The 24,831-nt window shown below is 65.5% G+C and carries 26 protein-coding genes and 1 tRNA gene; 14 read left to right on the top strand and 13 right to left on the bottom strand.

Annotated features, from left to right (window positions below; genetic code table 11):
• Positions 1-3: 3 nt before the first annotated feature.
• From ACW5DN_RS05755 to ACW5DN_RS05745, 3 genes are read right to left on the bottom strand one after another with little or no spacing between them, the layout of a single operon-like run.
• On the bottom strand, positions 4-789 hold the full coding sequence (locus ACW5DN_RS05755; protein ID WP_456961780.1) for a polysaccharide biosynthesis protein: 786 nt from the start codon (positions 787-789) through the stop codon (positions 4-6).
• A complete protein-coding gene (locus tag ACW5DN_RS05750) occupies positions 782-2,362 on the bottom strand; it encodes an XrtA system polysaccharide chain length determinant (RefSeq protein WP_456961779.1) in 1,581 nt (526 codons plus the stop codon). Before ACW5DN_RS05750 ends, ACW5DN_RS05755 begins: the two co-directional genes overlap by 8 nt.
• A complete protein-coding gene (locus tag ACW5DN_RS05745) occupies positions 2,362-2,994 on the bottom strand; it encodes an XrtA/PEP-CTERM system exopolysaccharide export protein (RefSeq protein WP_456961778.1) in 633 nt (210 codons plus the stop codon). The genes ACW5DN_RS05750 and ACW5DN_RS05745 overlap by 1 nt, the downstream gene beginning before the upstream one ends.
• 153 nt (positions 2,995-3,147) lie before the next feature.
• On the opposite strand from ACW5DN_RS05745, the gene galE reads away from it, so the two are divergent.
• On the top strand, positions 3,148-4,248 hold the full coding sequence (gene galE, locus ACW5DN_RS05740; protein ID WP_456961777.1) for a UDP-glucose 4-epimerase GalE: 1,101 nt from the start codon (positions 3,148-3,150) through the stop codon (positions 4,246-4,248).
• Between the two features lie 28 nt (positions 4,249-4,276).
• On the opposite strand, the gene ACW5DN_RS05735 is transcribed toward galE, so the two are convergent.
• From ACW5DN_RS05735 to ACW5DN_RS05710, 6 genes are all read right to left on the bottom strand, one after another.
• On the bottom strand, positions 4,277-5,113 hold the full coding sequence (locus ACW5DN_RS05735; protein WP_456961776.1) for an alpha/beta hydrolase family protein: 837 nt from the start codon (positions 5,111-5,113) through the stop codon (positions 4,277-4,279).
• Entirely contained in the window at positions 5,110-5,970 is an 861-nt protein-coding gene (thiD, locus tag ACW5DN_RS05730; RefSeq protein WP_456961775.1) for a bifunctional hydroxymethylpyrimidine kinase/phosphomethylpyrimidine kinase, read from the bottom strand. Before thiD ends, ACW5DN_RS05735 begins: the two co-directional genes overlap by 4 nt.
• A gap of 60 nt (positions 5,971-6,030) precedes the next feature.
• Positions 6,031-6,702, bottom strand: coding sequence for a YoaK family protein (locus ACW5DN_RS05725; RefSeq protein WP_456961774.1), 672 nt, complete (start codon positions 6,700-6,702; stop codon positions 6,031-6,033).
• Between the two features lie 4 nt (positions 6,703-6,706).
• Positions 6,707-8,104 carry a PhoH family protein gene (locus ACW5DN_RS05720; RefSeq protein ID WP_456961773.1) on the bottom strand — a complete coding sequence of 466 codons (1,398 nt, stop codon included), beginning with the start codon at positions 8,102-8,104 and terminating at the stop codon, positions 6,707-6,709.
• A 76-nt stretch (positions 8,105-8,180) separates the two neighbouring features.
• Positions 8,181-8,654, bottom strand: coding sequence for a peroxiredoxin (locus ACW5DN_RS05715; protein ID WP_456961772.1), 474 nt, complete (start codon positions 8,652-8,654; stop codon positions 8,181-8,183).
• A gap of 44 nt (positions 8,655-8,698) precedes the next feature.
• The gene (locus ACW5DN_RS05710) at positions 8,699-9,259 is read right to left on the bottom strand and encodes a glycine cleavage system protein R (protein WP_456961771.1); all 561 of its coding nucleotides are present in this window, start codon (positions 9,257-9,259) and stop codon (positions 8,699-8,701) included.
• A gap of 197 nt (positions 9,260-9,456) precedes the next feature.
• Here ACW5DN_RS05710 and dapA point away from each other — a divergent pair, with 197 nt between their 5' ends.
• The gene (gene dapA / locus ACW5DN_RS05705) at positions 9,457-10,359 is read left to right on the top strand and encodes a 4-hydroxy-tetrahydrodipicolinate synthase (RefSeq protein WP_456961770.1); all 903 of its coding nucleotides are present in this window, start codon (positions 9,457-9,459) and stop codon (positions 10,357-10,359) included.
• 14 nt (positions 10,360-10,373) lie between these two features.
• Complete coding sequence (locus ACW5DN_RS05700) at positions 10,374-10,922, top strand: hypothetical protein (protein ID WP_456961769.1); 549 nt, start codon at positions 10,374-10,376, stop codon at positions 10,920-10,922.
• A gap of 36 nt (positions 10,923-10,958) precedes the next feature.
• Here ACW5DN_RS05700 and fdxA read toward each other — a convergent pair whose 3' ends face one another.
• Together fdxA and ACW5DN_RS05690 are read right to left on the bottom strand one after the other, a co-directional pair.
• Positions 10,959-11,282, bottom strand: coding sequence for a ferredoxin FdxA (gene fdxA / locus ACW5DN_RS05695; RefSeq protein WP_456961768.1), 324 nt, complete (start codon positions 11,280-11,282; stop codon positions 10,959-10,961).
• Between the two features lie 78 nt (positions 11,283-11,360).
• A tRNA-Glu gene (locus ACW5DN_RS05690) sits at positions 11,361-11,436 on the bottom strand.
• A 132-nt stretch (positions 11,437-11,568) separates the two neighbouring features.
• Here ACW5DN_RS05690 and pcnB point away from each other — a divergent pair.
• From pcnB to panD, 5 genes are all read left to right on the top strand, one after another.
• Complete coding sequence (gene pcnB / locus ACW5DN_RS05685) at positions 11,569-12,918, top strand: polynucleotide adenylyltransferase PcnB (protein ID WP_456961767.1); 1,350 nt, start codon at positions 11,569-11,571, stop codon at positions 12,916-12,918.
• On the top strand, positions 12,915-13,448 hold the full coding sequence (gene folK / locus ACW5DN_RS05680) for a 2-amino-4-hydroxy-6-hydroxymethyldihydropteridine diphosphokinase (RefSeq protein WP_456961766.1): 534 nt from the start codon (positions 12,915-12,917) through the stop codon (positions 13,446-13,448). Before pcnB ends, folK begins: the two co-directional genes overlap by 4 nt.
• A gap of 15 nt (positions 13,449-13,463) precedes the next feature.
• Entirely contained in the window at positions 13,464-14,291 is an 828-nt protein-coding gene (gene panB, locus ACW5DN_RS05675) for a 3-methyl-2-oxobutanoate hydroxymethyltransferase (RefSeq protein WP_456961765.1), read from the top strand.
• 15 nt (positions 14,292-14,306) lie between these two features.
• Complete coding sequence (panC, locus tag ACW5DN_RS05670; protein WP_456961764.1) at positions 14,307-15,182, top strand: pantoate--beta-alanine ligase; 876 nt, start codon at positions 14,307-14,309, stop codon at positions 15,180-15,182.
• A gap of 125 nt (positions 15,183-15,307) precedes the next feature.
• Entirely contained in the window at positions 15,308-15,691 is a 384-nt protein-coding gene (gene panD / locus ACW5DN_RS05665) for an aspartate 1-decarboxylase (protein ID WP_456961763.1), read from the top strand.
• Between the two features lie 40 nt (positions 15,692-15,731).
• Here the strand turns inward: panD and queG are convergent, their stop codons facing one another.
• Complete coding sequence (gene queG / locus ACW5DN_RS05660) at positions 15,732-16,892, bottom strand: tRNA epoxyqueuosine(34) reductase QueG (RefSeq protein ID WP_456961762.1); 1,161 nt, start codon at positions 16,890-16,892, stop codon at positions 15,732-15,734.
• Between queG and ACW5DN_RS05655 the strand changes: the two genes are divergently transcribed.
• From ACW5DN_RS05655 to ACW5DN_RS05630, 6 genes are all read left to right on the top strand, one after another.
• Positions 16,891-18,384 (top strand): NAD(P)H-hydrate dehydratase, encoded by a 1,494-nt coding sequence (locus ACW5DN_RS05655; RefSeq protein ID WP_456961761.1) that lies wholly within the window; start codon positions 16,891-16,893, stop codon positions 18,382-18,384. The two genes, queG and ACW5DN_RS05655, sit on opposite strands and share 2 nt — an antisense overlap.
• On the top strand, positions 18,381-18,857 hold the full coding sequence (gene tsaE / locus ACW5DN_RS05650; RefSeq protein WP_456961760.1) for a tRNA (adenosine(37)-N6)-threonylcarbamoyltransferase complex ATPase subunit type 1 TsaE: 477 nt from the start codon (positions 18,381-18,383) through the stop codon (positions 18,855-18,857). Before ACW5DN_RS05655 ends, tsaE begins: the two co-directional genes overlap by 4 nt.
• Positions 18,858-18,945: 88 nt before the next feature.
• Positions 18,946-20,466, top strand: coding sequence for an N-acetylmuramoyl-L-alanine amidase (locus tag ACW5DN_RS05645; protein WP_456961759.1), 1,521 nt, complete (start codon positions 18,946-18,948; stop codon positions 20,464-20,466).
• A 79-nt stretch (positions 20,467-20,545) separates the two neighbouring features.
• Positions 20,546-22,420 carry a DNA mismatch repair endonuclease MutL gene (gene mutL, locus ACW5DN_RS05640; protein ID WP_456961758.1) on the top strand — a complete coding sequence of 625 codons (1,875 nt, stop codon included), beginning with the start codon at positions 20,546-20,548 and terminating at the stop codon, positions 22,418-22,420.
• Position 22,421: 1 nt separating this feature from the next.
• A complete protein-coding gene (locus tag ACW5DN_RS05635) occupies positions 22,422-23,381 on the top strand; it encodes a DUF1684 domain-containing protein (RefSeq protein WP_456961757.1) in 960 nt (319 codons plus the stop codon).
• A gap of 31 nt (positions 23,382-23,412) precedes the next feature.
• Complete coding sequence (locus ACW5DN_RS05630) at positions 23,413-24,438, top strand: TraB/GumN family protein (protein WP_456961756.1); 1,026 nt, start codon at positions 23,413-23,415, stop codon at positions 24,436-24,438.
• Here ACW5DN_RS05630 and rnfB read toward each other — a convergent pair.
• Positions 24,392-24,823 (bottom strand): Rnf electron transport complex subunit RnfB, encoded by a 432-nt coding sequence (gene rnfB / locus ACW5DN_RS05625; protein ID WP_456961755.1) that lies wholly within the window; start codon positions 24,821-24,823, stop codon positions 24,392-24,394. The genes ACW5DN_RS05630 and rnfB overlap by 47 nt on opposite strands.
• Positions 24,824-24,831 lie beyond the last annotated feature (8 nt).

Here is a 24,831-nt window from a genome sequence, read left to right as displayed (position 1 = left end):
GATTCATGGGCTGTTGTTGAACACCACGCCGGCGAGCTTCTCCGGCGGGAAACTGCCCATGGTCTTTTCGACCGCGGCCGTGGTGACGCGGCCGTAGCCCGCGACCAACACCACGAAATCGGCGAGGTCCGACAGGATCCGGGCATCCGGCGAGCCCTGTACCGATGGGCCGTCGAGGATCACGTAGCGGTCGTTGTAGCGACCACGCAGGGAATCGATCATTGCGCGCATGCGGAACGAGGTGAACGACTCGCCGGTGATCTCGCGTGTACGCCCGCTCGGAATCATGTCCAGGCGCGGCAAGCCGGTCGGATACAGGACGTCGCTGACGTCGATCGACGGATCTTCCAGGTAGTCCATCAAGCCGCCCTCGGTGGCTTCGATGCCCAGGGCGGTGTGCTGCGCCGGGTACCGCGCATCGCAATCGATCAGTAGCGACTTCTTCGATTCATCGAACGCAAAGGCGGCGGCCAGGTTGCGCGCGACGAAACTGCCGCCACATCCCCGGCCGATCGGAGCGACCAGGGTGACGAAACTCTGGTCCCCTCCCAGTGCCAACAGACGGGTCCGCAGCTCGCGGAAGGCATCGGCCTGTATCCGTACGGAATCGTGCCGGTGGATCAGGCGACGCTCCTCGAGCTTCTGCACGCTGAGTGCATTTGGCTCCGTGAAGCGCGCGAGGGTGCGGGGCTCGGGTGCCGGGTCCCGGATTGCTCCCGCACCGTCGACAACCGAGGCCAGTGGGACTTGCTTGAGGCTTGGTTTGGTCATGGCGTTGATGTCATGCATGCAGCTGCTTGTATCCATAGATGAGCCCATAGGTAACGAAGACCGCCGCGATGATCGCGAAGCTCAGCGTCATGCGGACGATTTGTTGGCGCCGTTCGTGCGGCGTGTGGTAGGTCGGGATCACGGCCAGCAAGGGCATGCCAATCCGGCGGGAGAAGTGCGTCGCGGAGCGCATACGCGGATCGAAGCGTGCGCGCAGGAACACCACGCCCAGTGGTAGCAGGATGGCCAGCAGCAGCCCGCCGGCCGCGAAATGCATGAAGCGCAGGCCCGTCGGTCGCAACGGCATGGTGGCGGGATCCTGCACACGCAATGTCAGGCCGCGTTCCTCCTGGTCGAGCTGCATCGATACCCGTGCGTTCTCACGGCGCCGCAAAAGGTCCTGATAGAGGTCGCGATTGACTTCGTAGTCCCGGGTCAGCTCCGCCAGCGCGCCCTCGGCGTTGACAATGTTGCGCCGCCGACCGAGCTCGTCATCCAACATCGACTGCGACACGCCCAGGCGCGCGTCAGTGGCGGCCATCTCGCGGAGTGTTTCGGCACGCTGCTGCCGGAGCTCCTGGTAATGCGGATTGAGCTGTGCGCTTTCAAAGGGCGTGTTGCTCTGAACCAATGACTCGGGACGCTGCGCTTCTTCCTGCATGGCTTTCCGGATATCGGCAATTTGATTTCGGAGCCGTACCACGTCCGGATACTGCTCGGTATAGCTCAATAGCAGAAGATCCACCTGACTCTGCAACTCCACCAGTTGCGCCCCGTAGAGGTTGGCGCGTGTCTGCACCGCAGTGACTGCCGACTCGGTCGAAAGCTGTGACGTCAGGGCCGCCGCGCGCGACTGTTGTTCGAGTTGTGTCATGCGGGTTTGGCTGACTTGTGTTCGAAGAGCGGAGATCCGGTTGTTCACGTCGGCCGAACTGTCCGGTTGGGCGTCGGCATTGCTTGAGCGATAGGCCTGAAGGCTGTTCTCGGCTTCGATCAGCTTGCGGTGGTAGGCCTGTACCTGGCTGTCGATGAACTGGTAGGCATCGCGGCTCTCCCGCTCCTTGGTGGCGAGGCTTTCGGCGATGAACAGCTCCGCCAGCCGCTCGGTGACCTGAAAGGTCCGTTCGGCGTCCGCATCGCTGTAGGCGATATGCACCAGATCCACACGTGGACCGGTGACCCGGATGCGATCCTGGATCTGCTCGATCAGGCGATCGCGTTCTATCGGCGAGGGGTCACCCGCCAGCCAGCCGCCAGTCTGCAGAATGTCTTCGAGCACCTTGCGGCTGAATATCACCTGCCGCGCCATGCCGGCGCGGTCGGTCACCCCGGTCGCCACGGCTCGACCTTCCAGCAAAGGCTGAATGATGTCGCTCTCGCGCGCCAGGATCGTGGTCGAGGCAGCATAGTTCCGGGGCAGCAGGAACAGCCCGATCAACAACGTAATCATCGCGACGACCGCAAAGGTCGTCGCCATTGGCAGTGCATGCCGCCGGCACTCCTTCAGCAGGATCGGAACCAGTTCGTTCGGCGGCAGCACATCGTGTGTCGCCGCCGCGGAACGCCGGGCAGGAAGCGCGACCGAGTTCATCAGAACGTGCGCTCCGGTACCGTGATCACGTCGCCGGGCGCGACCGGATAGTTGGTCGTCAGGTCGCCGCGGTCGAGGATCAGATCCAGTCGTACGCCGTAGGTCTGCGCGCCATCGTCGCTCTTGCGATGCAGGTCGGAGCGGGCGGGTGCGGCAAACTCGGTGACTCCACCGGCGGCCAGTACGGCATCGAGCACGGTCATGCCCTGGCGATACGGGATCGACACTGGTTGTTGCACGGCCCCGGTGACACGCACGCGGGACAGGTATTCGTGGCTGCGCAAGTCGGTCAGGATGACCGCAACCTGGGGGTCGCGGACGAAGGCGCCCAGCTTTTGCTGGATATCCTTGGCCACTTCCTCCGGCGCCGATCCGGCGGCGGCGACGTCGCCGATCAGCGGCACGGAGATCTTGCCGTCGGGGCGGACCGGCACGGTGATACCCAGTTCCGGGTTGCGCCACACCGTGACCTGGACGATGTCGTCGACGCCGATCAGGTAGGAGTCGATCGCGTTCGGCAGTTCTGCCGGCGGTGCCACAGCCTGCGAGCGACCGCCGCTGGCACAGGCGGCCAACAGCAGGCACAGGCAGGTCGGCAGGTACAAAACGGCAAAGGCTCGCAGGATCATCATTTGGTGTTTTCCCCGGGTACGCAACTTTGAACGATGCAACCGGCTCAACCCGGCCATGTCGTAGCGGGACCCTCGTGAACCCCGAAGGTTCAGGGCCGGCAAAGGTGTCCTTTTCCGTTGTATCCGTCATTCAGGCAGAACAGAGGGGAATAGATGCATATCCTCGTGACTGGCGGTGCGGGCTACATCGGTTGCCACACTTGCGTGCAGTTGGTCGAACGCGGACACCGGGTGGTGATTGCCGACAGCTTCGTCAACAGCTCGCCGGCAGTACTGCCGCGGCTGCGGCAGCTCACGGGCGTGCCGCTGGTGGCGCATCAGCTGGACCTGCGGGACGTGGATGCCTTGTCGGGGCTGTTTGCCACGACCCGTTTCGACGCAGTCGTTCACTTCGCCGCGCTCAAGGCGGTGGGGGATTCCTGCGAGCGGCCGCTGGACTACTTCGACAACAACATATCCGGCACCATCCACCTGTTGCAGGCGATGCGTGCCGCCGGCGTCGGCCGCCTGGTGTTCAGCTCATCGGCGACGGTCTACGGCGACCCCGAGTCGGTGCCGGTCCGTGAGGACGCGCCGCTGCGGGTGACCAACCCGTATGGCCGCAGCAAGTTGGTGATGGAGCAGCTGATCGAGGACTTGTGCGAGCGCGATTCGAGCTTCCGCGCGGTCAACCTGCGCTACTTCAATCCCGTCGGAGCCCATCCCTCGGGCCTGATAGGCGAGGATCCCGGTGGCGTGCCAAACAACCTGATGCCCTATATCTCCCAGGTCGCGGTCGGTCGACGCAATCAACTGGCGGTATACGGTGGCGACTGGCCGACCATCGATGGCACCGGCGTACGCGACTACATCCATGTCATGGACCTGGCCCGTGCCCACGCCGATGCGCTGGAATTCATGGTCCGCGAGGACCGCAGCGCGACCATCAACCTCGGCACCGGCCACGGCATCAGTGTTCTGCAGTTGGTCAAGGCATTCGAGCGTGCATCGGGCAAGCGGGTTCCTTACCAGATCGTTGATCGGCGAATCGGAGACGTGGCCGAGGTGTACGCGGATCCGGGCCTGGCTGGGAAGTTGTTGGGTTGGCGCGCCGAACTCGGCGTCGACGCGATGTGCGAGGACGCCTGGCGTTGGCAATGGATGAACCCGGACGGCTACGCCGACAGTGATGCGGTAGCCCACACGGAACGACTCGTGATCGCACGCCATGCAATGGGGACGCCACGCCCGGTCGAGGTGGCATCGTTGCGTTGAGTTGGCGGGTTGCTGGCGGAAACGTCGGTCAGTCGAGCAACGCGGCCGCGACCGCACCGGTTTGCTTCATCCACTGGAAATGGTCCGCGGCAACGCCCAGCGCTTGATGGTCAAGCTGGTCGACCGACGCGTCGGCCTGCGGCATCTTCGACAGCAGGAAACGCAGTGACGTGGCGGGCGCCAGCCAATCGTGCGTCAACACCACCGCGCGGATTTGCGGCGTGGAGATGGCCAGTGCCGCTTCCAGGTCGGTGTTCAGGCCGCGGGCGGCATAACGTCCGCTGAGTGCGGTGCGTGACCAGTCCGCGATCACGCCGCGGGCTTCCAGGCCGCCAAAGCCGATGCGGCGGCCGGGTAGGGCGCCGCACCGGTCGGCCAGCCAGGGCAGGAAGCGATAGGCCAACGGCAACCACCACCGCGTGGGCGACGGGAACGCCCGCCAGTACGGCGCACCACTGGCGACCAGCCACAGCCTGCGCTCCAGTCCGGGGGTCATCGCGATGCGGCAACTGGCGAGTTGGCCACCCAGGCTGTGCCCGCCGATGATCGCCGGCATCCCGCTTGCCACGACTTGTGCCATCGCCGCCTCACTGGTGGGCAAGTCGCTTTCAAGCAGCTCCCGATAGCCCCAATCGCACTGGTTCCCGGCACGTCGATTACTGCTGCCGTGGCCACGCCATTCGTGCAGGAATACCGCGATGCCGCGCGTGGCCAGGGCGTCGGCGAAGGGCAGGTAATGACGCGCCGCCACGCCGAGCGCCGGTAGCCATAACAGGCTGGCGGACGGTCGGTCGGGGATGCGTGCCAGCAGGTTCCAGCGGTGGCCATCACCGGCCTCGACCGGCAGTTCCCGTGCCTGGATCACTGCTGTCCACTGCTGGCATCGGCCCGGTGGGATGCGGTCGCCGCAAAGTGATCCAGCGCAAAGTGGTCCAGAACCACGATATCGCTGTGGCCCGGCCGGTATCCGCTGAGCAGCGCGGCATGCACGTAATCGGATGCGTCGATGCACGCCTGGACCAGGGTCTTGCCCAGGGCGAGGTTGGCGGCGATCGCGGACGCCAGCGTGCAGCCGGTGCCATGGGCTTCGAGCGTCAGACGCGGGTGCTGGATCGGGAGGATGGTGTCGTTGGCGGCAAGCAGGTCGATGACATCGCCGCCATCGTGCAGATGGCCACCCTTGAGCAATGCCGCGTTGGCTCCGGTGGACAATAACTCGTCGCAGGCCGCCCGCATGGCCTCCAGGGTGGTAATCGGGTGGCCGAGCAGCAGCTCTGCCTCGGGGAGGTTTGGAGTGATCAGGCTGGCGATCGGCATCAGCCGGTTATGCAGCGCGTCCAGGGCGGCGGGCTCCAACAGACGTGCGCCGGAGGTGGCGACCATCACCGGGTCCAGCACGATGTGCCGTGGGCGGTAGTGCTCCAGCGCGTCGGTGACCGCGTGGATGACTTCTGCGTTGGCCAACATTCCCAGTTTGACCACGCCGATGCGGAAGTCATCAAAGCAGGCATCGATCTGGGCACGCAGGAAGCCGGTGTCCGGTACATGCACCGCGATCACTCCGCGGGTGTGTTGCGCGGTCAGCGCGGCGATCGCACTCAGGCCGTGGACGCGGTGTGCGGCGAAGGTCTTCAGATCCGCCTGGATGCCGGCGCCGCCGCCGGAGTCGGAGCCGGCGATCGTGAGTGCGCAGGTCGGGCGAAGGTCTTGGTCGATGGTCATGGCGTCATTGTCGCGGATTCTGCCGCACGCGGCCGAGTGCGAGGATGGAGCGCCTGGTCGCTACCGCGCCGCGGGGGGATGGGTATGCCGGTAGAGGGCATACGCCACGCCGGTGCAACCGGTGAGGATCACTGGCAGGTACAGCGCGCCATAGTCGAATCGTGCGAACAACCATGCGCCCAGCAAGCCGCCGATGAAGAAAAAACTGATGATCAGCACGCACAACGCCAGCCGCCGTCGACCCAGCGCAAGTCCGCGAATGGCATGGCCGAGCATGATTCCCAGGTCGGTAAACATCCCGCTCAGATGACTGGTCCGGATGAGCGCGCCGCTGTAGGTAGTCGTCATGGCGTTCTGCAGGCCGCAGGCCATGGCGGCCAGCAGCGGGCCGGCCAGGTGTTGCTGGCGGAACAGCGGGATCGCCGCAAGCAGCATGACCGACTCGATCGTCAGTACTACGCCGTAGCGCCGCCCCAACTGCAGGGTACTGTCCTGGACGATCAGGCCACTCAACATCGCACCCACCACATAGGCGACGATCATGCCGGCCAAGTGGGTGGTGGCCAGGGTGTCGCCAGTGACCAGTGCCGCACCCAGCAACGAGGTGTTGCCGGTGAGGTGTGTGATGGCTTGCTGCTGGTAGCCCAGGAAGCCGATCACGTTGACGATGCCCGCCACGCAGGCCAGGGCCGCCGCGCCGACCCAGACCCACGTGGCAAATCGACTTGCCACCGGGTTACATCACCTCGGAGGCATAGTCGGCCAGCCGCGAACGCTCGCCCCGGCGCAGGGTCACGTGTGCGCTGTGCGGCCAGTGCTTGAAGCGATCCACCGCGTAGGTGAGGCCTGAGGTGGTTTCGGTCAGGTAAGGCGTGTCGATCTGTTCGACGTTGCCCAGGCAGATGATCTTGGTGCCCGGGCCGGCGCGGGTGATCAGGGTCTTCATCTGCTTGGGAGTCAGGTTCTGCGCTTCATCCAGGATCAGCCACCGGCTCAGGAAAGTGCGCCCCCGCATGAAGTTCAACGAGCGGATCTTGATCCGGCTGGCAAGCAGGTCGTTGGTCGCCGCACGCCCCCAACTGCCGCCTTCCTGGTTGTGCGTGAGCACTTCGAGGTTGTCGGTCAGCGCGCCCATCCAGGGCGTCATCTTCTCCTCCTCGGTACCGGGCAGGAAGCCGATGTCATCGCCGACGCTCACCGTTGCGCGGGTCATGATGATCTCCCGGTAGCGTTGCTGGTCCATTGTCTGGGCCAGCCCGGCGGCGAGTGCGAGCAGGGTCTTGCCGGTACCGGCGGTGCCCAGCAAGGTCACGAAGTCGATCTCCGGATCCATCAGCGCGTTGAGCGCGAAGTTCTGCTCGCGGTTGCGCGCGGTGATGCCCCACACCGCGTGCTGGCCGTGGCGGAAATCATCCACGATCCGCAGCACAACCTTGTTCTCGTCGACGCCGGTGACCTTGAGTTCGGCCTCGTCGTCGCCCGGCAGATGCAGGAACTGGTTGGGATACCAGTCATCGCCTTCCACCCGGGATACTTCGTAGTAAGTGCGGCCGCCGTCGGTCCAGGACCGCAGGTCCTTGCCGTAGCGCTTCCAGAAATCCTCCGGCAATTCGGTTGCGCCGGTGTAGAGCAGGCTGAAGTCATCCAGCGCGCGGTCATTCTCGTAGTCCTCCGAGATGATGCCGGCAATGGCGGACTTGATCCGCAGGTTGATGTCCTTGGATACGAACACCACCGACGCTTCCGGCTCGGCCTCGGTCAATGCCAGGATCGCGCCGAGGATCGCGTTGTCGGGTACTACCGCGCCGAAACGTTTGCCGGCATCGAAATTGCCGGTCTGGAAGCGCAGGCATCCGATGTTGCCGGCGTCACGCAGCTTCAAGCCGTGCGGTTGCACCAGCGGGATCCCGGACGCAATCCTGTCGCTGCCTTCGGCCTCGATCAACTCGTTGAGGAAGCGGCTTACCTGGCGCGCGTTGCGGCTGGCGTCCGTGGTGCCTTTCTTGCCGTTGTCCAGCTCCTCGATGACCTGCATTGGCAGGTAGACGTCATGTTCCTCGAACTTGAACAGCGCGGTCGGGTCGTGCATCAGCACGTTCGTGTCGAGCACGTAGATCCGCTTGCCTTTTGTCATCGCGAGCTCCGGGTGGGAAATAATGACGGCACAAGCCCGCGAGGCGGGGTGGCGACGTGGCATGAAGCGGGACGGGTCACCGGGTGACGGCAGCCTTGAGCTCGTCGAGTACGGCCGCGGCATGGCCGGGCACCTTGACCGGTTGCCATGACCGGGCGATGACACCCTCCGGGTCGATCAGGTAGGTGCTGCGCACGATTCCCATCACCTTGCGCCCGTACATGTTCTTTTCCCGGATCACGCCGAACGCGTTGCACAGGGCCTCGTCCTGGTCGCTGACCAGGTCGAACGTGAAACCCTGCTTGGCACGGAAGTTCTGGTGCGACTTCACCGTGTCGCGCGACACTCCGAGCACGGTCGCGCCGAGCTTGGCGAATTCCGGCAGCAGTGCCGTGAAGTCGTTGCCCTCGGTGGTGCAGCCCGGGGTGCTGTCCTTGGGATAGAAATACAGCACCAGCCACTGGCCCTGATAATCGGCAAGGCTCACGGTCTGGTCGCTGGACAGCTTCAACGGCAGGTCGGCGGGAACGTTGTCACCGGTATCAAGCATCGATGTGACTCCTCAGGATTTCATCGGGTCAGGACTTTATCGGGTCAGAACTTCATCGGATCGAGGATCGCATCAAGATTCAGGTGATCGCAGAACTCCAGGAAGTCATCACGTAGCGCGGCAATGTGCATGCTCGCCGGCACCCCGATCGTGATCTGCGCGGAGAACATCTCGGCGCCCGTTTGCATCGCCCGGTAACGGGTGCAGTGCAGGCTCTCGATGGTGATGCCCTGGCGATCGAAGAAATCCGACAGCTGGAAGGTGATGCCCGGCTTGTCGGCCGCGACCACCTCGACGATATAAGGCAGCAAGTTGGTCTGTACCTGCTTCTCGTCAGTGCGATACCAGACCAGCTTGATTTTCTCCTCGCGCTCCAACCGGACCAGCATCGCTTCCAGCTTGGCCACCGCGTCCCACGAGCCCAGCGCGAGCGCCGTCACCGAGACATCGCGCCCCACGGTCGACAGACGTGCATCGATCAGGTTGCAGCCGCTGTCGTTGATCCGCCGGGAGACCGGCAACAGGGGGGATTCCGGGTGCGTCGACCAAGCGTTGATCAACAGGTGGTTTTCGTTCGGTGACGGTCGGGGGTTGGGGTCGGTCAAGGCATCGCCTGCAAGGAAGGTGACTGGCTTCGGCGCGACGCGCGGACTGCATCGCCCGGAGGCTGAACGGCGGACCGCAAACGGGCCGGGGCTGGAAGCAGCATACTTGCCCGTGCTTTCGCGCCGCAAGTAACATCAACTTGCGACAGCCCTTTTTGATGGCACCTCGCCACTAGCCCATGACAGGACATCGAGACTTGCGACTTTCCGGCAGTATCACCGCGTTGGCGACACCTTTTGGCGCCGATGGCGAACTTGACCTGGATGCGTGGCGACGCCTTGTCCGGACACAGTTGGAAGCCGGGACCCAGGCGATCGTGGTGGCCGGCTCGACCGGGGAAGCGGCCGCGCTGTATGACGCGGAGTTCGACCTCCTGTTGCGCACCGCCGTGGAAGTGGTTGCCGGGCAAGTCCCGGTCATCGCGGGCACCGGGCAGTCCAACACCGCCAAGTCGATTGAGCAGACCCGGCGCGCCGAGGCATTGGGCGCCGACCTGGCATTGGTAGTGACTCCCCCGTACGTCCGTCCGACCCAGGCCGGCCTGGTCGCCCATTACCGTGCGATTGCCGACGACGGCGCCTTGCCGGTGATGCTCTACAACGTACCGGGACGCACCGGCAGCGATATGTTGCCCGTGACCGTGGCGGCGCTGGCCGGCCATTCGCGCATCATCGGCGTCAAGGAGGCACAGCCGGAGCCGGAACGCATGACGGACTTGCTGGCCCTGCAGTCGGCGGACTTTGTGGTGTTCAGCGGCGACGATCCGACCGCTTGCCGGGCGATGCTGGCCGGTGCCGACGGCGTTGTATCGGTCGCCTCCAATGTATTGCCGCGTGCCTTCCGGCGCCTGTGTGAGTTGGCGCGCCACGACAAGCAGGCGGCGGCGCAGGCCTGGGACGAGCGGATGGCGGCGGTGTATAAATTCCTCGGCGTGCAGTCCAACCCGATCCCGATCAAGGCCCTGCTTGCCGCGCAAGGCGTGGGTTGCGGCCTGCGCCTGCCACTGCTGCCACTATCGCCATCCCATCATGAGACTGCAGCCAGGATTGCTGCGATCATCCGCGAACTTGAACTGGCCTGCGACCCCGTCGCGGACTGACCTGGAGATTGCCCATGCGTTCCACCATTTCGTTGTCCCAAGCCGCCGTCGCCGGCATTTTGCTGGTTGGCCTGGCCGCCGGTTCCGGTTGCAGCTGGTTTTCCAAGACCGATGAGCTGTATGCCCAGCAAACCCGCCCGTTGGAAGTGCCGCCCGACCTTGACTTGCCGCGTACCGGCGCGGCGCTGGAAATGCCGGCTGGCTCGGCAACGGCGTCGGAAACCGTCGCGGCAGCGGCCGCCAGTCCGGGTTCGGCCGCGACTGCGGCACCGGCGCAGATGGGCTCGGCGGGAGCCGGGTTTGTCGTCCCGGGCAGTCGTGACGAGGTCTTCGCCCAGGTCGACGCGGCGCTGGCTGAAGTCGACGGGGTTACCGTTGCCAGCCGGGCCAAGTTGCTGGGGGCGTTTGACGTGAACTACCGCGACAGCAACTTTCTGGTCCGGGTGAGTGAAACCGAAGCCGGTGCGTATGTGTCCGCGGTTGATCCGCGTGGCATGCCGGCGGTCGACGAGGCGCCGGTAGCGCTGATCACCGCGTTGAAGGCGGCGTTGGGCGGCCAGTAACCGAGGCGCAAGCGAGGGCGGCGCTTGTCGGCCGCCTCAGCGCTCAAGCAGTGGCAGTTTGCCGGTCTTGTCGTCCCATTCGGCCGCGTCGGCCGGGGCGTCCTTGCGCATCGAGATCACCGGCCATTGTTTGGCAAGCTCGGCATTGAGCTGCACGAACTCCTCCTGCCCGCCAGGGACGTCGTCTTCGGGATAGATGGCATTGACCGGGCACTCGGGTTCACACAAGGTGCAATCAATGCATTCGTCCGGGTCGATCACCAGGAAATTTGGACCCTCGTGGAAGCAGTCCACCGGGCACACCTCCACGCAATCGGTGTACTTGCACTTGATGCAGCTCTCGGTGACGACGAAGGGCATTGATCGGACTCCCCGTTTGGTCGGGCTCAAGGGCGGAAAAGAAGAAAGCCCGTACATCGCTGCACGGGCTTTCGGTGTTGGTGCTCCCTACGAGATTCGAACTCGTGTTTTAGCCGTGAGAGGGCCACGTCCTAGGCCTCTAGACGAAGGGAGCAAGCCCGCACCGGACTCTCACCGTTGTGCGGCCTGCTAGTATATGGCGCGCCGTAGCCATCGGCAACGGCTATTCATGAAATAGTTCCCCGATCCTCCCAACTGTCCTCCCAACTGCGGCGACGCCCGCCCGATGCCAGACAAAAATCAACTTCCCGTTCCCGCCCTGCGGATCATCCCTCGCGATCAGCACAACGTATCGCGCAAGGACATCAGTCCCAATGCCCTGCGGGTGCTTTACCGCCTGCGCGATGGTGGTTTCGCTGCCTACCTGGTCGGCGGCGCCGTGCGCGACCTGTTGGCCGGCCGCGCGCCCAAGGACTTCGACATCGCCACCGCGGCGACACCCGAACAGGTCAAGCAACTGTTCCGCAACTGCCGCCTGATCGGTCGCCGGTTCCGGCTGGCGCATGTGGTGTTCGGTCGCGAGATCATCGAGGTCGCCACCTTCCGCGCCAACACCGACGATGGCAGCGGCGACCGCGAGCAGCACGAAGGCGGCCGCCTGCTGCGTGACAACGTTTACGGCACCATCGAGGACGACGCGGTCCGCCGCGACTTCACTGCCAACGCGCTGTATTACGGCATCGAGGATTTTTCGGTACGCGATTACACCGGCGGCTTCGAGGACGTGCAGAACCGCCTGATGCGGCTGATTGGCGACCCGGAGACACGCTACCGGGAAGATCCGGTGCGGATGCTGCGCGCTGTCCGGCTGGCCGCCAAGCTGGGCTTCCAGATCGAGCCCGCCACCGCTGCACCGATCCGGCCGCTGGCACCGCTGTTGGCCGACTCGGCACCGGCTCGCTTGTTCGAGGAGTGCTTGAAGCTGTTCTTGTCCGGTCACGCGGTCGAGAGCTTCCTGGGCCTGGAAAAACACGGCCTGCTGCCGATGCTGTTGCCCGAAAGCGCTGCCGCACTGACGGCCAACCGCAGTGGCGCGCTGCGCAAGATGGTACTCGACGGCCTGCGCGGAACCGACCAACGTGTCGCGGATGGCGAGCCGGTGTCGCCGGCGTTCCTGTTTGCCTTGCTTCTTTGGCCGGCGTATTGCCGGACACTGATGGCATTGCAAGCGCAAGGGGTGCAGGCGATCGAGGCCCAGCGCCGCGCCGCCGACCGGGTCACCGTGCACGAGCTGGCGATGGTCGCCTTGCCGCGCCGGTTCTCGATCCCGATGCAGGAAATCTGGCTGCTGCAATCGCGTTTCTCACTTCGCCAGGGCAAGCGGGTGTCGCGGATGCTCTCCCACCCGCGTTTTCGCGCCGCGTTCGACTTCCTCACGCTTCGGCTCGGGGTGTCGGACGAGCACGCCGAGGATGTCGATTTCTGGCTCCAGGCCCAAAAGGAGTACGGGCCGTTGTTGGCAACCCAGCACGACGGGGACGACGAACCATACGCAGGTGACTCGGCCGACGCCGGCAAGGCCGCCAAGCCACGGCCACGACGGCGCAGTCGGCGCACGGCGGCTGCCGACGAATGAACTCCGGCGTCGCGGTGTTCGTTGGCCTTGGCAGCAACCTGGGCGACAGCGCCGCCATCATCGGGTCCGCCCTGGGCGCGCTGGACGCCTTGCCCGGCACCCGTGTATTGAAGGCCTCGCGCCTGTATCGCACCCCGGCGTGGGGACTGACCGCGCAGCCGGACTTCCTCAACGCAGTGGCGTTGCTGGAAACCACATCGGCCGCGCAATCACTGCTGGCGGCGATGCTGGGCATCGAACGCGACGCCGGCCGGACACGCCGCGATGATGGCGGCGACCGCTGGGGCCCGCGCACACTGGATCTCGACCTGTTGCTATATGGCGACCAGGTGATCGATCAACCCGGCCTGCAGGTTCCGCACCCGCACCTGCATGAGCGTGCGTTTGCGCTGCTGCCGCTGGTGGAGATAGCGCCCGATGCCCGGATTCCCGGCCGGGGCCTGGCGCGTGAGCTGCTCGCCGCGATGGCCACCGACGACATCGAAGCGCTACCGTATGCACTCCCGCCGCAAACTGACGCGGCTCGTTAAGCGAAGAGCGCAATCATGTATACCTCCGCCGCCGTTCCGGCTGACCGCAAGCCCTGGACCGTACCGTTGCTGCGAGCGGCCAAGAACGATGACCGCAAGTTGGTGATGCTGACCTGTTACGACGCGGGTTTTGCCCGCGTGATGGACGCTGCAGGTATCGACCTGGTGCTCATTGGCGACTCGTTGGGGATGGTCGTACAGGGGCACGACAGCACCTTGCCGGTGACGGTCGATGACATTGCTTACCACACCGCCTGCGTCCGACGCGGCTTGGCGACCGCCTTGCTGGTGGCCGACATGCCGTTCCAGTCCGACGCCACGCCGCTGCGTGCGCTGGATGCGGCGACCCGGTTCCTGCAGGCCGGTGCGGCCATGGTCAAGATCGAAGGCGCGGGGCCCAAGCTTGACGTGATCCGCTACCTGGTGGAACGCGAGATACCGGTGTGTTCCCACCTCGGCCTGACCCCGCAGTCGGTGCTGCGGCTGGGCGGGTATCGGGTGCAGGGAAGGGATGACGCAGCGGCGGAGCAGTTGCTCGAGGATGCACGCGCCGTTGCTGCCGCCGGCGCGGAGTTGCTGGTGCTCGAGTGCGTGCCAACCCCTGTGGCAGCACGCATCACCGCCGAGTTGGAAATCCCGACCATCGGCATCGGCGCCGGCCCGCAATGCGATGGCCAGGTGTTGGTGCTGCATGACATGCTCGGCTTGGCAGGCGGCTCGCGTCGGCCCAAGTTCGTCAAGGATTTTCTTGCCGAGGGTGGATCCGTCCTTGGCGCGATGCAGGCGTATGCGGCCGCGGTACGCGAAGATCGGTTCCCCGACGCCGCGCATTCCTACGCCTGACGGGTTGCAGACGCGATGATCGAGACCGTCACGGAACTGTCCGCGCTGCGCGAGCGCGTCGGTGAGTGGAAGCGCGCGGGCCTGCGGGTCGGCTTCGTGCCGACCATGGGCAACCTGCACCCCGGCCATCATTCGCTGGTGAAACTCGCCGCCCAGAGTGCCGACCGGGTGATCGCCAGTGTGTTCGTCAACCCGACCCAGTTCGGTCCCGACGAGGACTTCGATCGCTACCCGCGTACCGCCGATGCCGATGCGGCCGGGCTGGACGCTGCTGGCGCCGACCTGATGTGGCTGCCATCGGTCCCGACCATGTACCCGTACGGCGTCGAGGCCACCGTGCAGGTGCGGGTACCCGGCGTGACCGAAGTACTGGAGGGTGCGCGTCGCCCGGGCCATTTCGACGGTGTATCGACCGTGGTGTCGCGTCTGTTCAATCAGGTCCAGCCGGACGTGGCGGTATTCGGACGCAAGGACTACCAGCAGTTGGCGGTGATCCGTTACCTGGTCCGTGACCTGGCATTTCCGGTCGAGCTGCTGGCGGCTCCCACCCTGCGGGAGACCGACGGGCTGGCGATGAGTTCGCGCAATCAGTACTTGTCGACCAGTGAGCGTCCGGTCGCGGCGCAGATCCAGTCGTGCCTGCAGGCGATGCGGCACGCCAGTCAGGCCGGGCAGGCTCGGGAAACGGTGGAGTCCGATGCCGTGCAGCGCCTTGCCGAGGCCGGCTTCGAAGTGGATTACGCGGTCCTCAGGCGCCCCGACCTGACCGTGCCGACGCCCATGCAGTCGCCGCAGTCACCCGGTACCGATGACCCGGATGCCCGGGTCGCGCTGGTTGCCGCGCGCCTGGGCAGCACCCGGCTGATCGACAACCTCGAATTCAGGCGCTGATCGCAACCGGTGCTTGGCGCGCAGTGTTTGGCGCGCACTCATGTTGCGCCGCGCCATCGACTGGTAAACTTCAATCCCCTGAAACACCTGCGCGCCCACCTGCGCGCCGCGTTGGAGTCATCGCAATGCAACTGAACCTGCTCAAGGCCAAGATCCACCGTGCCACCGTCACCCATGCCGAATTGCATTACGAAGGTTCGTGCGCGATTGACGGCCGGTTGCTGGATATTTCCGGCATCCGTGAGTACGAACAGATCCACATCTTCAACATCAACAGCGGGCAGCGCTTCATCACTTATGCGATCCGTGGCGAGGAAGGCAGTGGGGTGATTTCGATCAACGGGGCGGCCGCGCATCGCGCGAAGCCCGGCGATCTGGTGATCATCTGTGCCTACGCCGAGTTCGACGAGGCCGAAGCGGCGAAGTACAAGCCGACCCTGGTCTATGTCGACAGTGACAACCGGCTGACCCACACCAACAACTCGATTCCGCCCCAGGCGGTTGCCTGACGGGCTTGTTGCGGCGGTAGCACGCCTGTCGCCGAGTCGGTCAGTCGGGCGCCATGGTCTGCGCCCGGGCGGCGTGCTGCTGCAATGCCCACTGGACGTGCTCGCGGATCAGTGGGTCTTCGCTGTCGCGGCGTGATTCCAGCGCGGCCAGCACCTGTGGTGTCGACGGTGCGTTGCCCAGCGCGACAGCGATATTGCGCAACCAGCGTCGGTGCCCGCTGCGGCGGATTGCCGAGCCTTCGGTGCGTTGCAGGAACTCTTCCGGCGTCCACGCAAACAGCTCTGCCAGGCTGGCCTGGTCCAAATGGTTGCGGGCGCGGAAATCGGGCTCGTCGGTGCGCTTGGCGAACTTGTTCCACGGACACACCAGCTGGCAGTCGTCGCAACCGAAAATGCGGTTGCCGATCGGTTCGCGAAACTCCAGCGGGATCGACCCTTCGTGCTCGATGGTCAGGTAGGAGATGCAGCGCCGCGCGTCGAGCCGGTAGGGCGCGGTGATCGCACCGGTCGGGCAGACATCGATGCAGCGCGTGCAGGTGCCGCAATGGGCGGTAGCCGGCTCGCTGATGGGCAGCGGCAGGTCGAGATAGATCTCGCCCAGGAAAAACCACGAGCCACCATCCTTGTCGATCAGGCAGGTGTGCTTGCCGATCCAGCCCAGCCCGGCGTTCCGCGCCAGTGCCCGCTCCAGCACCGGGGCGGAGTCGACAAACACCCGGTGGCCAAAGGGGCCGACCAGGTCGGCGATCCGCGTTGCCAGCCGCTGCAGGCGTTGGCGCATGAGCTTGTGGTAATCGCGGCCCAGCGCGTAGCGGGCAACGTAGGCGCGCTCGCCATCGTCCAGGGTTTGCCAGGCCTCTTCGTCGTCGCGACGTCCGTAGTCGAGGCCGACCGATACCACCCGCAAGGTGCCAGGAATCAGCTCGGCCGGGCGTGATCGTGCATCACCATGGCGCGCCATCCATTCCATCGATCCATACAGGCCCTTTGCGAGCCAGTCACGCAGGTGGGCCTCGTCATCACCCAGTTCGATGCCACTGATACCGCAGTGCTGGAACCCGAACTCGCGGGCAAGCTCGCCGATACGCTGGGCGACTGCGGAGTAGTCGGGCGCCGGCGCAGCGTCACTGGGCGTGGCCGGGGGCGGGGCGGTGGGCAGTCGGGTATGGGTCACGGCTTGCCAAGTATAGAATCGCTGCATGCTTGCTGCCGCCGCCCTGTTTTCCGTCGCCGCCGTGCGCGAGGTCGAGGCCCGCGCGATGGCCGGGTTGGGCGACAGTGCGGAGTTGATGCAGCGCGCCGGTCAAGGCGGATGGCGAGTGGTGCTGCAGCGTTGGCCGGCGACCCAGTCGTTGTTGGTGGTATGCGGCCCAGGCAACAACGGTGGTGATGGGTACGTGCTCGCACACCATGCCAGGCAAGCGGGCAGGCAGGTCCAGGTGGTGCGGTTGCCAGGCCATTCGCCGAGGACCGACCCGGCGCGCTTCGCTTGCGCGGCCTATCTCGCCGGTGGTGGCACCGTCGTCGAGTTTGAAGACCCATTGCCGGCGGCCGAGCTGGTGGTGGACGCGTTGTTCGGAATCGGCCTGGCTCGCCCACCCGACCCGCTGGCGGTGGCATTGATCAGGGCGATCAACCAGCATCCGGCGCCGGTGCTTGCGCTGGACGTGCCCAGCGGCGTGGATTCGGCGACCGGCGCGGTGGCGGGCGAAGCGGTTGATGCCGCATGCACGTTGGAGTTCATCGCTTCCAAGGCGGGCCTGCGCACCGGCGCGGCACGCGATCACGTCGGCAAAGTGCAGCGCTCCTGCCTCGGGCTGGACGACGGATTGTTTGACGGGATCACCCCGATGGCCGAGCGTCTGCTGACCATCGATCTGCAGCGGTGGCTGGCGCCGCGCCGCCGCGACAGCCACAAGGGCCGCAATGGCCGGGTGCTGTGCATCGGCGGCGAGCACGGCCATGGCGGGGCGATCATGCTGGCCGCCGAGGCGGCGCTGCGCAGTGGTGCAGGCCTGGTCGACGTGGTGACCCGCAGCGCGCATGTGGCTGCACTACTGGCCAGGTTGCCCGAGGCCATGGTTCACGGTCATGCCGATGATGCCGACGCGCTGGATAGCCATTTTCTAGCCAGTGCCAACGTGGTCATGGCGGGTCCCGGCCTGGGGCAGGGCGACTGGGCGCGTGCGTTGCTGCAACAGGTTCTGCAATCACCCAAACCGTTGGTACTGGACGCCGACGCGCTGAACCTGATCGCGAAGCAGTCGCTTGCGACCCCAGCCAATACGGTGCTTACCCCGCATCCGGGTGAAGCGGCGCGCTTGCTGGATTGCGATACCGCCGATATCCAGCGGGATCGATTTGCCGCCGCCACCGCGCTGGCGACGCAGTTCGACGCCGTGGTGGTACTGAAGGGAGCCGGCAGCATCGTTGCCGCACCAGGCCGGACGCCGCGCCTGATTGATGCCGGCAATCCCGGGATGGCAGTTGGCGGCATGGGCGATGTGTTGAGCGGGGTTATCGCCGCGTTGCGCGCGCAAGGCCTGGAGGCCTTCGATGCCGCCAGTTGTGGCGCGCTGCTGCATGCCGCTGCCGGAGATGCTGCCGCCGCCCGGGACGGTGAGCGCGGACTGTTGCCGAGCGACCTGATGCCCTGGTTGCGCGAGCTCGCCAATCCGGAATTGCCACGATGAGCCTGCTCTGGTTGCCCGACCCGTCCAGTACCGATCAGCTTGGCCGGTCGCTTGCGGCGTCCCTCCCGCCGCAAGCGGTGGTGCACCTGCGCGGAGAGCTGGGTGCCGGCAAATCCAGTCTTGCCCGTGCCCTGCTGCGGGGGCTCGGCGTGCAGGGGGCAATCCGTAGCCCCACCTACACCCTGGTTGAGCGGTATCCGTTGTCTAGCGGTGGTGAGGCCTGGCACCTGGACCTGTACCGGATTGGCCATCCCGGCGAACTGGAATACCTGGGCCTGGATGGTGAAGAGCCGGTTCTATGGCTGGTGGAATGGCCGGAACGTGGCAGCGGTCACCTGCCGTCGCCGGACCTGTTGATCGAGCTGGCGGTGGAGAACGATGGCCGGAGCGTGCAGTTGCTGCCGCAAACGCCGGTGGGGCAGGCTTGGCTGGATCGGATGGAAAATCACCCCCCGATCATGATCAACTCCTGAACGTTTCCACAAGAGTATGCGGCAGGTGTCGGATTCTTAAGGGAAAAAGTGCTTGCAATCGAGGGGAAGCAGTGATTGACTACCGCCCATGCGAGTCGATGGCGCCACCTTCAAGAATTTCCTGCTGGGTTTGACGCTGGTATCGGCGTCGGCTTGGGGCATCGCGGGCGCCAGCCAGGTTCAGGGCGTGCAGTTGAGCAATGGTGCGACCGGCACCCGTGCCGAGATCGCGTTGGACAAGGCAGGTGAGTTCAACATCATCAGCCTGGCCGGCCCGGACCGGCTGGTGATCGACCTGCCGGCATCCTCGCTGGCGGCAAACCTGCTGGTTCCGGCCGGCACCGGCGTGGTCACGGCTGTCCGTACCGGTCAGCCGGTTCCCGGCACTGTCCGGATTGTCTTTGATCTTGGCCAATCGATTACCGCGATCACGCCACGGATCGAATCGGGTCCTTCAGGCCCGCGTCTGGTAGTGCAATGGCCGGGCGACGGTGCGGCGGCGCTTGCGTCTACTCCTGCGCCGATCAACAAGCCCGGCGTCGAGCCGCAGACAGTGGTCGACAATGTTGTCGTTGCCCATGCTGTGGCCGCTCCCGTTTCCGACGCGCCAGCGGTAGACCAGACGGCAGCATCCGCCGAGGCCACCAGTCGCTTGATATCGCAAATTGCGGCGCGCGTCGCTGCTGCCGAACCGACGACCGCGGCCGCAGCCGCAGCCGCGGTTCCGACCACGGTGGCCACCGGCATTCCTACCCGGGTTGCCACTGGAAAGCCTGCGGTCCCAGCGGCTCCCGCCCGAGCGGCGAGCGATCCGGTCAAGACCTTGGAGCAGATCATGCAGGGTCGCGGCATGCGCCCGCTGGTGATCGCGATCGATCCCGGGCACGGTGGCCAGGATCCCGGCGCGATCGGCAAGAATGGTACGCGCGAGAAGGATGTCGTGCTCGCGATAAGCAAGGAGCTGGCGCGCCAGATCGACGCCACGCCCGGCCTGAAGTCCTACCTGACCCGGGATAACGACGTGTTCATTCCGTTGAACAAGCGTGCCCGCCTGGCGCGCGCGGCGAAGGCCGACCTGTTTATCTCGATCCACGCCGATGCCGCCGAGAACCGCGGGGCTGATGGCTCCTCGGTCTACGTGTTGTCGCTGCGCGGTGCCTCTTCGCAGCGCGCGCGCTGGTTGGCCGACAAGGAAAACTCCTCCGACCTGGTGGGCGGGGTGCGCCTGGCCCAGACCAACAATACTTTGGCTTCGGTACTGCTCGATTTGACCCAGAGTGGTCATATGAAGGCCTCCGCGGACGCCGCCGAGGAAATCCTTGATGGCCTCAAGCGGGTAGGCAACATCCACAAGCCGCACATCGAACGCGCCAACTTCGCCGTGCTGCGGACCTCCGACATGCCGGCGATGCTGGTGGAGACCGCCTTCATCTCCAACCCGGCCGAAGAGATCCGTCTGCAGCAACCCGCGTTCCAGCGCAAGTTGGCGAGCGCGGTGCTCGACGGCGTCAATACATTCTTCACCCGGCAGCCACCGCCAGGCACGATGTATGCCGCTCGGGCGGCCGTCACGACGGCTTCGGCGGGAGCCGCTGGCGGCAGTCCGTAGCTTCCGGACGGGGTCGGTTGGCGGCGACACTCGGTTATGATCGAAGGTCTGCCAGCCCACTCACGGACCCACCGCCACAGTGCCGATCCAGCCGCTTCCAGACACACTGATCAACCAGATTGCGGCGGGCGAGGTCGTCGAGCGTCCCGCCTCGGTGGTGAAAGAGCTGGTAGAGAACGCTCTTGACGCCGGTGCCCAGCGGATCGACATCGACCTTGAGGAAGGCGGCGCCCGGCTGATCCGGGTTCGGGACGACGGTGCGGGCATCCCCGCCGCAGAGCTGGCGCTGGCCATCTCGCGCCATGCCACCAGCAAGATCGCCTCCCTCGATGACCTGGAGCGCGTGCTCACCTTGGGCTTCCGCGGCGAGGCGTTGCCATCGATTGCATCGGTCAGCCGATTCATCCTGGTCTCCCGGACTGCAGGGGCCGAACACGGCTCGATGCTGGAAGTCGACGGTGGCCGGGTTGGTGAAGTCGGCCCGAAACCGCACCCGCAAGGCAGCACCGTCGAGGTCCGCGACTTGTTCTTCAACGTGCCGGCGCGGCGCAAGTTCCTGCGTGCCGAACGTACCGAGTTGTCCCATATCGAGGAGTGGCTGCGGCAACTGGCGTTGGCCCGCCCCGATGTCGAGTTGCGTGTGTCGCACAACGGCAAGCCGTCACGGCGCTGGAAAGGCGATGTGGACATGCTCGACAAGGCCGGGCTGTCGGACGCACGTTTGCACGAGACCCTGGGCGAGGAATTTGCCAATAACGTCCTGCCACTGGACTACCAGGGGGCCGGTTTGCGCCTGCATGGCTGGATTGCGCAGCCGTCCTACAACCGGGCCAGTACCGACCAGCAGTACCTGTACTGCAACGGTCGTGCGATCCGTGACCGCAGCATTGCCCATGCGGTCAAGCAGGGTTACGCCGATGTGCTGTTCCATGGGCGCCAACCTGCCTACGTATTGTTCCTGGAGCTTGACCCGGTCCGGGTCGACGTCAACGTGCACCCGGCCAAGCATGAGGTGCGTTTTCGCGATTCGAGACTGATCCACGATTTCGTCTACCGGACCGTGCAGACCGCCCTCGCCGGGACGCGTGCCGGCCTGGCAGGCTCGGCCATGACCGGAGCATCAGCGGAGGGCGATGGCGGCGCGGCGGCCGGTGCCCAACAGGGCCAGGGGTTTGCGCAGCGCTGGCACCCGCCGCAGGCACCGCTGGGGCTGCAGGTGGCCGAAGCGCGTGCCGGTTTCGCCGCGCTTTATGGCAGCAGCGAATCGGGCGCTGCATCGGCGTTCCCTGTTGCCCAGTCCCCGGGATCGACCTTCCCGGCCGGCGGCTCCCTGCCGGCCAGCAGCGAGGCGACGCTGCCACCGCTGGGCCATGCGATCGCCCAGTTGCACGGGATCTACATCCTTGCCCAATCGCGTGACGGCTTGATCGTGGTCGACATGCACGCCGCCCACGAACGCATCGGTTACGAGCGGCTCAAGCGTGCGCACGATGGCGAAGGCCTGCGCAGCCAGCCGCTGCTGGTGCCTGCGACGCTGGCGGTATCGGAGCCAGAAGCCGATGTCGCCGAGAGCGAAGCGGCGACGCTGGACGCGCTCGGGTTTGAAGTGACCCGCGCCGGTCCGCAGTCGCTGACCTTGCGATCGGTGCCGGCGCTGCTGGCCCACGGGGATGTCGAGGCGTTGTTGCGCGATGTCATCGGCGACCTGCGCGAGCATGGTGGTGCTTCGCCACTGGGCGGGATACGGGTCGCCGCGGCGCGCGACGAATTGTTGTCGACCATGGCTTGCCACGGTGCCGTGCGCGCCAACCGGCGCCTGACCCTGCCGGAGATGGACGCGTTGCTGCGCGAGATGGAAGTCACCGAACGATCCGGCCAGTGCAACCATGGCCGGCCCACCTGGGCGGCGTTCAACTTGTCCCAGATCGATCACTGGTTCCTGCGCGGACGCTGATATGACAAAACTCCACCAACTGCTCGTGCTGCTGTGCCTGGCCACCCTCGGCGTGGCCCTGGGTGGCTGCGAGCGCAATAATCTGTCTTCCACCAATGATGAGGTTTCGATGTCCGCCGAAGAGTTTGCCTTCAAGCAAAGCCAGCAAGCCTGGCGTGAGCAGCGTCGTGCCGGGCTGGTTGCGGCTGACGGCTGGACCAGCCTGGTGGGCCTGCACTGGATCGAGCCGGGCGCGCACTATCTGGGCAGCGATGCGGACAATGGCATGCGCCTGGCGATGGGTCCGGAGCACATCGGCATGATCGAGTTGCGTGACAACCGCGTCCGTCTGGTGCCCGAGGCCGGCGTGGCGTTGACGGTGGACGGTGAGCCGTTGACCGGTGAGGCCTGGCTGCGCGCGGACGATGATCCGGCCGGCCCGAGCACGCTGGGGTTCGACGGTGGTGATGGGCGCGCGGTGGTAATCAAGCGCAATGATCGGCTTGCGCTACGCGTCCGTCATGCCCAGGCGCCCACAAGAACCGGGTTTGCCGGATTGGAGTATTGGCCGGCAGACCCCGAATGGGTGGTGCCGGCGCGATTCGTTCCGCACCCGGCAGGACAGACGATGGAAATTGCCAACATCATCGGTGCATTCGATGAGGTGGACAATCCGGGACTGGTCGAGTTCGAGCGTGACGGGGTGAGCTACCAGTTGGAAGCCATCGACGAAGGCGGTGACACATTGTTCCTGGTCTTCGCCGACCGCACCAACGGGCACGGCAGCTACGGCGCCGGTCGCTTTGTGTATGTCCCCAAGCCCGACGCTGACGGCCGACTGGTCGTTGACTTCAACCAGGCCTACAACCCGCCCTGCGCCTTCACCGCATTTGCCACCTGCCCGTTGCCGCCGCTGGAAAACCGGTTGGACCTGGCGGTGACCGCCGGCGAAAAATCCTATGTCGTCGGGGAGGCTCCCTGAAACCCAGCCGCGCCACAAGCCGAGTAGCGACATGCAACCAGTGAGGATCGTGCTGGCCGGGCTGCTGGCCGTGTGCGCCACGGTGTCGGCGGGAGCCGTCGGTACCGTGGAGGCGCTGCAGGACACCTTGCCGCCGCCGACCGGGGTGGAGATTGCCGAGCTGCCGCCGTACAGCCCGCCCGTGCCGCTGCTGTGGAAAGTCTCCGATGCCGACAATGCGATCTACCTGCTGGGATCGTTCCACTTGCTGAAGCAGGATGACTACCCGCTATCGGGCGACATTGATGCCGCGTATGAGCTGGCGGACCGGATCGTATTCGAGGTTGCGCCTGCCGAGCTTGATGACCCGACGACGGGGCAAAAATTCCTTGAGGCCGCCGGCTATGAGGACGGACGGGTGCTCGCCGACGTGCTGCCGCCGCGACTGCGCGAGAAGCTGCACCGATTGTTGGCCCGGCAGGGCAGCGGGCTCGAACAGGTGAACCACTACAACCCCTGGTTCGTGAATTTGTCGCTGATGCTGGGCTTGTCACGATCGTTGGGCTTCAGCGCCGAGCTGGGGCTGGATCGTCATTTGATGGAGCGCGCGGCCAGCTCCGGCAAGCCGACCTCCGGGCTTGAGTCGATTGATGACCAATTGCAGGCGCTGGACGCCGCACCGATGCACGAGCAGGTGATCGGGCTGAAGGATTTTATCGACCGCCCGCAGGAGATGCCCGCGATGCTGGCCGATCTGCACCAGGTCTGGCGCGACGGTGACATTGAAGCGCTGGATGCCCTGACCCGGCAGGAAATGCTGGAAAAGACCCCGCAGACGTACCGGGCCATCAACCAGGAGCGGAACCTGTCGTGGCTGCCCCAGCTACGACAGATGCTCGATGAGAATCATCATGATGATGTCATGGTGGTGGTCGGTGCCTTGCACCTGCTCGGGGACGACGGCGTCGTGGAGCTGCTGCGCGATCACGGTTATCAGGTCGAGCGTATCTGCTCGGCTTGTGAAGCCGCGCTCAGCGACTCGATTCCGCCGCTAGAGGAGCCACAAACTCCATCGTGATGCAATCCACCGGGCAGGCAGGCACGCACAATTCGCAACCGGTGCATAGCGGCTCGATCACCGTGTGCATGTACTTGGCGCCGCCCACGATCGCATCGACCGGGCAGGCCTGGATGCATTTGGTGCAACCGATGCAGTCGTCCTCGATGACCAGCGCGACCTGGGCCGGTGTGTGCTCGCCGCGATGGCGGTCGAAGGTTTTGGGCTCGACGCCGAGCGCCCGGGACAGCGCTAGTGCGCCGGCATCGCCGCCGGGAGGGCAGCGGTCGATATCCGCATCGCCTGCCGCCATCGCCTCGGCGTACGGCCGGCAGCCCGGATAACCGCATTGGCCGCACTGGGTTTGCGGCAACAGGCGGTCGAGTCGCTCGGTCAGGTCGGCCATGGCGTTAC

Source organism: Lysobacter sp. A289, from assembly GCF_054072675.1.
The sequence above is the reverse complement of the archived record's forward strand: the minus strand, read 5'-3'. Positions and strand labels throughout refer to the sequence as shown.